Annotated in this window: 6 protein-coding genes; all 6 read right to left on the reverse strand. The window is 46.0% G+C overall.

Going from position 1 to position 12,443, the window contains the following annotated elements; genetic code table 11:
- Positions 1 to 3,108 (reverse strand): exopolysaccharide Pel transporter PelG, encoded by a 3,108-nt coding sequence (pelG, locus tag AB1S56_RS00325; RefSeq protein ID WP_340871531.1) that lies wholly within the window; start codon positions 3,106 to 3,108, stop codon positions 1 to 3.
- Positions 3,108 to 4,523: a GT4 family glycosyltransferase PelF gene (gene pelF, locus AB1S56_RS00330; protein WP_340871530.1), complete on the reverse strand. Its 1,416-nt coding sequence runs from the start codon at positions 4,521 to 4,523 to the stop codon at positions 3,108 to 3,110. The genes pelG and pelF overlap by 1 nt, the downstream gene beginning before the upstream one ends.
- A 4-nt stretch (positions 4,524 to 4,527) precedes the next feature.
- The gene (locus AB1S56_RS00335) at positions 4,528 to 6,360 is read right to left on the reverse strand and encodes a DUF2194 domain-containing protein (protein ID WP_340871528.1); all 1,833 of its coding nucleotides are present in this window, start codon (positions 6,358 to 6,360) and stop codon (positions 4,528 to 4,530) included.
- Positions 6,361 to 6,363: 3 nt separating this feature from the next.
- A complete protein-coding gene (locus tag AB1S56_RS00340; protein WP_340871527.1) occupies positions 6,364 to 7,263 on the reverse strand; it encodes a hypothetical protein in 900 nt (299 codons plus the stop codon).
- Between the two features lies 1 nt (position 7,264).
- Positions 7,265 to 9,442 carry an NAD-dependent epimerase/dehydratase family protein gene (locus AB1S56_RS00345; RefSeq protein WP_340871525.1) on the reverse strand — a complete coding sequence of 726 codons (2,178 nt, stop codon included), beginning with the start codon at positions 9,440 to 9,442 and terminating at the stop codon, positions 7,265 to 7,267.
- A 262-nt stretch (positions 9,443 to 9,704) separates the two neighbouring features.
- Positions 9,705 to 12,383, reverse strand: a complete 2,679-nt coding sequence (locus tag AB1S56_RS00350; protein WP_340871524.1) for a choice-of-anchor Q domain-containing protein — start codon at positions 12,381 to 12,383, stop codon at positions 9,705 to 9,707.
- Positions 12,384 to 12,443 lie beyond the last annotated feature (60 nt).

Here is a 12,443-nt window from a genome sequence, read left to right on the forward strand (position 1 = left end):
TTAGTACACCTCGAACTCTCTTATCCCATAGTAGTGGTTATCGTCGGAATCGATGTACATGTCGAATGAAGACTGCTCATGCCCTTGAGTATCACGCACTTTGACCGACCAATAATACAAGCCAGGCTGTAATGCATTCACTTCAAATCTAGTTTCTTGGATGCCTGTTGCAGAGGCCACGATTTGGCTTAGCTGTGGATCCCGCGCTACCTTCACATCATAGACGAGATCATCTCCCTGCAAATCATAGGAGACCCCCCACTGGAAGATATGCTTTCCATCCTCAACCACGACGACATCTTGATAGAATGGCTTGGGCTTCTCCAGGTCATCCAGGAAACGCTGCACCGCCCTCTCCGGAGTCTTCTTCAAAATACGCAATTCCGCTTCAAAATCGGAATTGCGACCAGGCAGGAATTGAATATCCGGATTCCGGAACAAATAAGGCTTAACGACAGGCGAATAACTATCCAAGAGCTTGCCTATCCGCTGCTCATTCACAATAGCTGAAAGCTCCTCTATCTTCGCTTTTAGCTCCTCCACATGCTGCGCGCTTCTGAAATAACGATTGTGCAGAATGGATCCCCAATAATTGCTGATACCAGCTTGATGGGGATGTATTGTATTCTGCCGCCTTTGCAGCTCCCATCCTCCGTCATAGTCCCAAGGCAAGATATACCATGTTTCCGAATTAAGCGGGGAATATAAGTAGAAGTTGTTGGCATCCGTGTCCATGTTATCGGTCAATATATTGAACGCGGTCCAGGTCAAGAAATTTTCCTTGTCGAAATGCTTCGCGATGATATCATCAATTGATATTTGATAATTGTTAACATCGTCCAGCATGCGAATGAGCTTATCGTGGTCCTCTCGTCCCTTGATTTCCAGAATCGTCTCGAAGCTTGATCTATCGTACTTCGGATCATTCTGCGATCGGATTTGCTCCGGGTATCGATTAAATTCAAAAAAAGTAACCTTGTACAAATATCCGTTCGAATCCAGCAAATGTGATTGCAGAAATTTTTTGTTTGGCTGCTCGACATGTGTATATAAACCATAATCGATAAACGAAGCCTCTTTCCTTTCCGACTGATCTTTCACATACACCCGAACAAATTGCGTCCGCAGGCTTGTTATATTGTCGATCTCTTCAAGCAGATCAAAACTAAGCTTATTGCGGACTCTGCTTAAATCCAGACTATGCTTGTTTAAATTGAATGTTCTCTGATCAAGCCAGGTCCCAGCCTCATCCTTCAGCTTAATCCGATATGACTTCTGCGGGGTTCCCCAGGCTGTCTTGCCCCGCAATGTAATCGTGCCGTTGGCCCGATCCTCTCCGTAACCGAACAGCCCCGAAGCAGGACCTTCACCATCCGGCTTTCCTTCTTGAACGATTACTTCAAGCTGGCCCTGGCTCGTATAATCAGGCAATCGATTCAAGCCATACCATGTCAAAGGCGCAGCGTCTGAGGAATAGTCCGGAAGAATCGTGACATACAATGTCTTAAGAGAGTGATCCGTATCTCTCTCATATATTCGTTTATCTTCGGACAACTTCGAGGAGTTTAGCAGAGATGACTGCTCAGGCAAAATCTCCGCGGGAATGGAACGGCCTTCTGTGGCGTTAGTACATCCCGAGAGTGTAATCGCGGCCACAAGCGTTAACGTTGCTGTTGTCCGCGTTTTGGAGAAAAACGATCTGTTTTTTGTCCTTCTAGCCTGCTCCTTGACGTGTAGCGGCTGCGAACAGAACGTATAGTAGTCAATATTACGTAATATATGCAGCAGTCTGGCAATGACGGCCACAAGCGACAAGAAGGATGCTGCGAACATGCCCATACCATCCAGCTCCAGCCTCATCATGCCATACGATAAACCTATGTTTAAGAAAAAGAATAAAGCTCCCAAATAAAGTACGCCTTTCCGATCGTCGAAATATAATAAAATATGACAGAGCACAAAAAATAAAATAAATAAAAAATAAGCCAGTGCAAGAATATTGAATAAGTCAAGCTGCGCCATGGTAAAGCCAATATTCGGCAGGAACTTAATGCCGAGGGCAATCGCCAGGATGGTAAATACCAGTTGAACCTCCATGACAAAGCTTATTTCGCGTACTAACGTTTTTTGCATTTTCTGCTTTGCCCGCTGTATATCCCGAATCGTTCCGCCATTCAATATATCGGCATAATACTTCTTGAACGATTCATAGAAAGAAGTTTCTACCGACACGACGAAGGTAACCAATGTAGGCAAAACAGACAAGTATGCGAAGAATACCGGCAAATCGTAATAGGGCATGACGAAATATCGATTAGCAATCTCATCTCCGCCAGGACCGAACCAATAGACAAAATTATGAACATAGACGCCGGAATATAGAGCGCATCCAATGAAGAACAGCGAGCGGTATTTCTTGAAGTAAGTCAGAAATTCAAAGAAATGCGTTGTTGACGCTTTCGGCAGCTTATGCCTGAAATGATGAAAGGACAGGCAAATAATGAGAAGAAAACCTGCATCGATAGCTAGAATGGCAGCTGTTGTTGGCCGCATGTCCGTGAGGGCACGAAGCAGCCATCCGCATAACAAGGCAACGGCTACGCCAAACGCGTAGCTTCGCACGATTCTCATATAATCCTTCAGCGCCGACAGGAAGACGCTTTGCAGCCAAACAACGGTCATGGTGACAAAAAACAGATAAGACGCCGCTTTATAATCCCAGCTGGCTTCCACCTTCCACAAGAAAACGCCGGCCGTAACCGCAGCAAGCGGCAGCATAAGAATGAGTACCCCGTTTAGAGAAGAAAGCAGCCGATCGTATTTTCTTTCGTAGATCATGTCGGCAATATAACGGGTCAGCACAATGGATATGCCGCAAGTCATAACAATAGAAAAGATAAAGCAATAGGACACCGTAGCAATATACAACTCCCATTCCAGGTAGTTGTTCATGCCTGCCGACATCATTCTCTGTAAAGCCAACACAAGCACCATGCTTAATATCATGGGACCCACGGTTGTTATAGAGGAGTAAGCGTATGCTTTGACGTTATTGATTAATCCTTGCTGTCGGAAGAGCTTCCTAAGCTCGAATCCTATCCCGGCCACTACTGCTCACCCCCCACTTTCTGATATAGTCTACGATAGTTTTTGATTACATCTTCCTGACGATAGAATCTCTTGACTCGTTCATAAGCATTACGGCCCATCTTCTCGCGAAGCTGCCGATCCTTGCCCAATTGAATGGCTGCCATAGCGAGCTTCTCATAATGCATAACAGGAGCAATTAGTCCCGCTTCTCCTAATCCATCGTCCATTCCACTGAGGAGTTCCTTGCAGCTGCCAACGTTTGTCGCTACGAATGGCTTGGCTCCGGCCATACCTTCCAATATAGCCAGGGGTTGTCCTTCGCTTATGCTCGTTAGCATAAATAGATCCATCATACCCATATAATCGAGAATCCGAACAGCTCCCGTAAAGTGAACATCCTTTAGTTCAAGCGCAGCTTGCAGCTGCAAACATTCTTCGTAGTATTGCTTGTCCTCTTCATAAGGCCCCATTACATAAAATTCTGTTTCAGGGAGCTCCCGCTTAATGACTGCAAAGCTTTGAAGCATGGTTTTAATGTCCTTAATCGGCACAACCCGTATAATGGCCCCGATTCGCAGTTTTCCATCGGTTGTCTGCGCGCGAATACTCATATAATCATCCACATTTACACCGTTTGGTATAATATCGATTTTGCCTGCATCACAGCCAAGCTCGATTTGAATTTCCTTGTTGCGGCGGAACAGTGTCACTACTTGATCAGCCGCTTCGTAAGCGCAGCTGGAGAGCCGATAGAAATATTCAATCCATAAATCCTTGAAATAGCCCTTTACCCAGTCAGCCTTAATAATTTCTTCCTCACGTTCACGGGAATAAATACCGTGCTCAGTTAGAATAAAGGGTTTGTTATACAAATGCTTCGCCAGTGAGCCGACTACTCCCGCATAGCCTGTCGATACACTGTGATACATATCGGCTTCCGGAATATCCTCACGTATCGTTAACAATAAAGGCAGTATCATGGATCGAACCGTCCAGAACATCTCCGTAAACGGAACAAGCGGATAATGTTTGGCGCAAAGCTCCTCCAGCAGGTCGAAGAAATCCTTGCTCGTTAAAAAATCAGCCGCATTGCGGAACTTTGGGCTTCGCAGCATATCGAACAAGCCACTCCAGTCCATGTCGAGCTTCTCGCCCAGCAAAGCCTGCAGGCTTTGTTTTTGAACATCTGTTAATCGAAATCTCTTGCCCCAGATGCCTTCTTCCTCCAGATAGGAATCGAGAAACATCTCCTTCACTTCCTTCACATTAGCCGGCAGCTTGTATTTAAACTGGCCTTTCTGCGATCTGGAAGCTCCTATTGCGAATATAATAAATTCATGCTCGGGCATCTGGTTAACAATAGCATGTATCCAGCTGGAAACCCCGCCAGTAATGTAAGGATAAGAACCTTCTGCAATCAAGCAAATCTTCATACGTTCACCCGCCTAATTCAATAGCAAATTGAGCCTTCTGTATCTCGACCAAATACGTCTGCTCATCTATCTTCCGAATTTTGCAATGCTCAAGTCTTCCAATGCTGCGATCTGTCCGCAGCACATAATATAGCTCGCCGCTAAAAGACTGGACGGTGCCTGCAATACGATTCGGCTCTCGCTCAATCTTTACGTTTGAACGCAGAGCTTGCGCCACCGATAAACCAGCTTCCGTCGAGGTCATATCCCGAAGCCATGGATAGGTTTGATTCAACCGGCCAAGCAGCTCTGTAAAATCCTTGAAAAGATCGTCCCAATTCTGGTTATTGCTTCTTTCTTTGTCGAGAAGGTCGTCCGGGTGAATAAAGTGTGAAAACACACCAATACTGGTAATCGCATTTACTTCCAGCCATTGCATGTAAGGCTCCTCGAAGTAGCCGGAAGTGACTCTCGGCATTTCGATAATGCCATCTTCCGCCACCTCGAACTCCTGAATATAGGAACGGTTGTAGTAATCCGTGTCATATAAGGACGCAATCACTGTAAGGTCCGGCCATCCTGCCTTCAGCGCCTCTCTGCCCGCTTCACTCAGCGCGTTGGAAGGCGGCACGTAAGACATTGCGGTGTAGCTGGGAAATGCTGTGCCTAGATAACGGACAACCTCTTCAACAGCCTCCTCCATATAAGCTTGACTTGTCCATGGATGATATTCGTAATAATCGGCAATTGACTTGTCCGTAATGAGCGACTGATGGTTGTAACCGTGAATGGATATTTCCCCCCCGCTCTTAATGACCTCTCGTCCGTATGCAATTAGATTATGCCGCTCTTGGTCAACAGGGTCTCTGAAAGGCGGCGTTACGCTATCATTGTAGGATTGGATAATAGCCGCGGTGTATTTTACATTGTAATTCCTTGCAGCCTTCAGCATATCCGGCCACCAAATCTTCCGATAGAATTCAGGCATCTCCATTCTGTATTCATCGTAAACCTTATCTCTTATCCCCTTCTCAACCGGAGAAGGGAAATCATCAATATAGAACAACTTGGCGTTAAACAAAGGGTAGAACCCGTTGGGCTTCATGAGACTAACAGCGCCCGCAATAAGCCCCCTGTTGGATTTATACTCCAGCATCTCTCCGTTAAACACCGTAAAGCTGCCGTCCCCGTATTGCCGATTCCATAGCAGCGGAACACCTTCCAGGCTCTCTGCCATCAGCCTTGAGCGCTCGTCCAGCTCTACGCTAATTGCCGTATTATTTATAAACTCTTCTCCCGTACGAAGACCCTTCTGACCTATCAGCACATTGGAAGTTAAATGAATGCCGTTTGTCGAATAAGCGTAATCAAATGATATAACCCCAAATTTACGATACAGCCTGTAATAATATTGTGAAATTTCGAGGTTCTTCATAAAAAACACTGAACCTCCATTGGCAACATACTGCTCCAGCTTGTCGCTGTCTCCCGCAAGCTCCAATTGGCCGGTTGCAAATAGAACATATGGACATTTCTCGTAATTAAGCTGCTTTTCATCAAGATTAATGGACAAAACCGGAAACTTCATGTACTTTAACGTCTGCTCCGCGTTATCTTTAATACGAATGCTGATAGGCTCTTTTTCCGAATACGCTATACATGCCGTCTGGTCATAGTTGACGGCTTGTGCTTGGGGCCATTCTTCGTTCAACAATTTATCTCGTTCGACGGACCACTGCTCATTATAGTTGGATTGCAAGACAAACTCCGAGCGGGCAACCTGAATGAGAATAGCAAGCAGCAGGACGCCTAACAAGATGACATAGACATTCCTTCTGAATCGAACATCCTGTTTCATAATCTATGCACCCTCCGACCAGAACCGAACCATCGTCAGAGCATGATTAGAAAGCTTAACCGGCGATTGTTTAAGCTGCTCCAGCGTCTGCTCCAGCTTGATTGCCGACTTTGTCGTGTAATGAACCTTGAGTTTACTCAGGTAAGCCTGCTCGCTTGCCGGATGCTGATTCAGATAGTGTATGCAGGTAGCCTCAGCAACCGCGTAAAGCTGGAGCTCAAGCTCAACCTCCACCTTCTCGCGAAATGCCCACTCTTCCATTGGGGACAGCTGGGTGTACTGCGTAAGGAGCTCCAGATAAGCATACTGGTATTTGGTATAAGTCCGCTGATCCAGAAACCCACTGCGAAGAAAGCTCTTGAGCACCTCGGCATAAGTCTGAATAACATATACATCCTTTTTATTGGCTTCATATTGCACCGATAATTCCTGAATCGCAATCAGCAGCTTGCGTTTCACTTCCATAATGGCGCTAACAGCATAATGGGATGTTTCCGTGTCTTCATTACTCACAGCGGTTTGCAATATTTCCAAATACTGAACAGAGTCGCGTTTCAGTACATCTATCATAATTCGGCGCCGGGTCTGGTGCTCGCTTATGAGCAGGGCCTCCTCAATAGGAATAACATTCCGCTCCTTGTCCGCTTCTGCTACGGAATACATGCTAATATGCCTAACCTTGTCCTTGTGCTCCATTTGCTGCTGAGTTATATATTCATGGAAGCCCTCGCCCGCATTCCTATACAGATTCTTCGGCCATAAGATTGGGAATAGCCACCCTATTGCCGGAAAGACCGTTACAATAACAAGCCTCATTAAGCCTTCCTGCCAGGAACGGCTATACACCAGGGCAAGAGCCAGTGCCGACAATACGACATATATCAGATAAAATTTAATGAACATATTAGGCTCCCTCTTGAACAACTTCCAGTGTAATTCCCTTTAGTGAAAATCTTCTTAGGACATGCACGGCATCCTCCTGAGTCGTATTCGACAACAGTACCAGTAATTCGCGTCGTTCATTCAGACCGGTATAATCCGTTTCTCGCAGCATACCCGTCATGGTATTGCTCACTTCCGGAAGGCTGATATTCTGCACTATTCCTTTAAGCAGCAAATAAGGCGTCTGATGGTTTTCCCATGCTGTTCTCTTGGCATCCAGCACTGACCGGAAAAACTCTGGCCGCATAATCGACGTACCTTCCACATAACGCTGGTTCTCCGTTGCTTCAAAGTAAGCAATAGCTTTGGTTAGCGAAGACGCAACAAGATCCACGGTTGTTTTGAACAGGTTCTGATGATAGAGAGTAAATTTTTCGAATGAGATGCCATCAATCGCCACTACAGCCACAACATTGTTTTTATAAAAAATCGGAGCGCACATAAGCGGGGCTTGTTCGCTTAACTGTTTGTTTATAAACACCTTGCCTTCGGTAAGCATCTCCTGCAGATACTCGTAGTCCGCAACCTTTAACGATTTATCTGCGGCCTCCTTACTGCTGGTAGATCGGGCAACCAAACGCAGATAGCTCTGGGCTCGGTTCACCGTATAGATGGAAACCTCGGATGCATTCATAATGGTTCCCACCACATTGACCGTGGCATTAAATACATCCTCTGGCTCCAGGCTTTCCAGCTCTTTGGTCACGGAATATATTTTGCCGTAACTGTCCCCCGCATTTAGAATGCGAAGCTGGAGCTCATCTTTCACATCTCTCACTTCCTGATAGATGGTGCTCAGGAAGTCATATTTGTTCTCAAGCTCTTCGTTCCTCTGCTCTTGGACCGCGAGCTGTGCATTTTTTCGTTCAATGGAATAACCAACCACCAAGCCAATGAAAACATAAATAGCTATCTGAAAGAAAAAGTCGGGAATGTACATGAGCGATACGAGCTCGCTGCCGGCCGAGATCTTCTGATACCCGAACAGCCCAATAGACAGCAGCACCGCCAGCATGGATTGCCTGTTACCGTACATGATGCCAATTATGACGATATAGAACAGTTTGACGTCAATTACACCGAAATCGCTGTACTGCTGGCTCAAGGTCAACCAGGCTGTCAAAGCAAACGCCAATCCATTCTCTATATAAGGCATAAACTTCTTTAATTTCTTGCGAACCGGCGACTGAGCCTTGAGAACCGGCGCGGCAGCAGCCTCTTTCCTGGACTGCTCGCTCTCAAAATAAGCATACGTACGCTGGATACCTTCTTCTATGGAATAGAGGGGTGACCAGTCCAAGTCCCTCTTCACTCTTTCATTGCATAGGACAGACCGGTCAATGTCTCCATGACGTCGCTCCGTATGTACAATACTTAGGGAACCGCGCAATGCTGACAGGGTTTCGGCTAGCTGGTTGACACTGCATTCGGTATTGGTGGATAAATTGTATACGCCTATTAAATCAGAATTTGAAGCGCGATATATGGCATCAGCCACATCTTCAACATAGATGAAATCCCTTGTCTGATTTCCGTCGCCATGAATTATAAGGTTTTCTCCATCAAGCAAACGGCTCATAAAGACGGAGACGACACCGCCCTCGCCCCGCGCATCCTGTCTTGGACCATAAACATTGGAGAAGCGAAAGCTCACCGTCTCCAGACCATAAAGCTCTTGCCACTTGGCGCAATAGGATTCGCCTACCCACTTGCTAATACCATAAGGAGAAATAGGGGAACACGTTGCTTCTTCTTTAATAGGCAATTCTTTTTTCTCCCCATATACAGCAGCGGAGGAAGCATAAATGAACTTTTTAACCCGGTGCTTCTTAGCTAGATGGAGTAGATTCGCAAGACCGAGAACGTTTGATTCCGTATCGAGCCTTGGATTTGCAATGGAGGCTGCGACGCTTATCTGCGCTGCCAAGTGAACAACCACATCGAACATGTTAGCTTGGAATATTTCCTCACATTTCGTATCTTCAACAGACATGACATAGGATTTATGCTTAATAGACACATTCTCTTTTTTTCCCGTAGAGAGATTGTCTATAATAAAGACTTCGTATCCTTCCTTCTTAAATCGGTCTGCAATATGCGAACCTATAAACCCGTAACCGCCTGTAATTAATACCTTCAACCTCATCACTTCCTTGCGATAAGTATATTATAGTCATATCGAACTAGTTCTTTGGTAGTATAAAGGATAAACTTTTATTAATCATAGCATACAGAATAGCAATCTACTACATAGGATTCAACAATTACCCATTATTCGACGAAATGCCATAAATATTCACTAGACTTTCTTCGGGAGCGCCCAGCTAAAAATCCTCCAGCAGTTAAGCGCGATAGAAGCCGCTCTTTGTTTGCTAGAGGATTTTCCCAAAATAACTCCTGTTTTATTTCACGGTATATACCGCCATCTGGCCTTTGGCTGGCAGCTGGGTGGACTTATTATCATGAAGCAGCACGCCTACTTTTAGCTCGGCTCCAGCCTTAATTTTGAGCTTTGATAATGGAATGGAGACCTCAATTGCTCTTTTCTGAACGACGTACTGCGTTTTGGTATTCAAGGTAGACATGGACTGCCACGACCAATTGCTACCTTTTCCTGTATACTGATACAATCTTCCATTTTCCATTAGAATGTTAGAAATACCTGACTCCCACCCTGATAACTTGTAGTCCGCTCTCCCCGAACCGCTTAGGAAATACACTTGCGTCTTCGTAGCAAGATCGCTGCCCTCAATTAACAGATATAGATTCTCCTTGTCGTTATGCAGTTTAAGACCGGTTGGATTGGAATTGCCGGAGCTTGTATAGGGGTAAGTGGACCAGTCCTCCGCGTACCCGTCAATCTGTATGCTTCCAGTCAGTACGGGATGGACTGTTGGAGCAGGCGCCTGTGTATTGGCCACTTTCGCTAACTCGCTGGAAACAGGCAGCTTATCCGCATGCGAATCCTTCCACACATAGCCAATTTGAACATCAACCATTCCAACTATACCCAGGTCAACTAGTGGAATGGCCGCCTCCACAACAGAAGAGCTTGCTACAAAGCTGGAGGTTTTTTTGTAAGATTGCAGCTTCGTCCAAGACCAATCGGTACCGCCCTTACCGTTATACGAGTACAACGTTCCGTTCTCCAGCAGATAATCGGCTCCCGCTCCATCCCAGAACGGCGCTTGGAAGCCGGACTTTGTGTTGCCATCTGTATTTAGGTACAGCTGCCCCTTCTCATGAAGCAGATTCCCCTTTACAAGGATATACAGATTATGATCTCTCACGACCGCTTTTAGAGATTTGACATGGTTGTCGCCCATCGCCAGTTCTTCAATAGAGACCCAATCCTGAAAGTTCCCATCAACAGCCATATTGCCGCTTCCAGGCACGGAAGTCGGTACTGCGTTCGGCGGGGTCGAGCTCGCAGCAGAAGACGTTGGCGCTGGCACCGGGGTTGGAGAAGCGTTCGGCGAAGGAGCAGCCAGCTCCGACGCCGATTGCGTCGGGATTGGCGCAGGACTCGCTGTAAACTCCGCTGCCCCGATATCCAGTGCGCCGCCATAGGGCCGTAATACTCCATAATAATCCAGCCGTCCAGCGCCTACGGCTCCATTCGCCCCGTCTATTGCAGGCGATTTCTCTGTAAGTGTAACCAGATTATTCGCAAGATTCGTAAACAATGGGTCAGCAAATACGGAATGCGCATCAAACCCTGTTGCCTTCTGGTATACTGTCCATTCAGTGTAAGCGACGCCATTCCATCTCCATGGATTGCCGCTCTGTCCACCCTGTTGGAAATATAAATTATAGTCAATTGTATTCCCTGAACCGCTCGTATTCCATTTAACAAGTAACGGCTTGGCGGATCGTCCAAACAATATGTTATTGGAAATCGTATTGTTAACCACATTCTCCTGAATCGAGATTTCTCCAAAGCCTTGATTCAACCGATCATTCAGCACAAGCGTATTATTGGCTATTATATTATTCGAGGCCCCTCCATTACTTGCATTGGAGCCACCCATTATAATGCCGGCGCCATCGTTATGATGCACGAAATTATTGGCAACTGTTATCTCGCTTGTCATCTTGCTCTTATTCTCGCTCGCAATTTCAATACCGAAGTCGCTATTATACACATGGTTTCGCTCAATCTGTACATTCGTCGCACCGTCTGCATAAATGCCCCCCGCGCTATTCGATCCTTCGCCGTAGGCAGGGTTAATGGATGAGTCAATGTTGAAGACAAGATTATCTGCAATGACGCCGTTTCTAGCTTGATCCACGCATGGAGCTGAGCATGCTCCGTAATGCCCTGCCACATCAATTCCAATATTGTTGTTATCATGAACAATGTTCCGCTCTATTGAGAAGCCGTCGACATTACCGCTCACCGTTATTGACTCACTTGAACCAAGTGTTAAATGATGAACCTCATTGCCGCTAATCTGAATAGCAGTCAGAGGAAGCAACGTATCGCCATAAATATGAATACCATGCGCATTCCCATCCGCGGACAAATTCTGAATATGATGAACATTGTTATTAAGAATATGAATATTTGAGCCCCCCGCTTGAACGCGAATGCCAGCGGGATATTGCGAGCTGCTGTAGGACTTTAAGCTGCGAAGCTCAAAGCCGTCTATAATAATGTAATTCGCTTTTCTAATATGAATCAGACTGTTTTTCCCGCTTGAAATGACTAAATTAGAACCGTCTATAACAGGCTTCTCTCCAGGATATGCCTGGAATGTAATATAGCCCTCCGGCTTAGAGCCAGATGAAGTAATAGACACGAACTCCTCGTAGGTTCCACCACGAACAAATACAGTATCCCCGCCATTTAGTGTATTAGCAGCCTTCTGAATGGTACGCCACGGGGCTTGGAGCGTGCCCGGGTTGCTGTCGTCTCCCGTGACCGACACATAATACACGGCTCCGAGCCCTCCACCCGCCGAGTATGCTTTAATGGGGGATTGATGAATGACAAGCATAATTCCGAGGAGCAGAATGAAACCGATCTTGGCATATTTCAATACAACGGCCTGTCTATTCCGATATACCGAATGCAGCAACAAATCTGCTCCTTCCTTGACTCCTGTTATTAGTAGCCATATTATAGCAGATAATATATA

Source organism: Paenibacillus sp. PL2-23, from assembly GCF_040834005.1.
Classification (GTDB): Bacteria; Bacillota; Bacilli; order Paenibacillales; family Paenibacillaceae; genus Pristimantibacillus.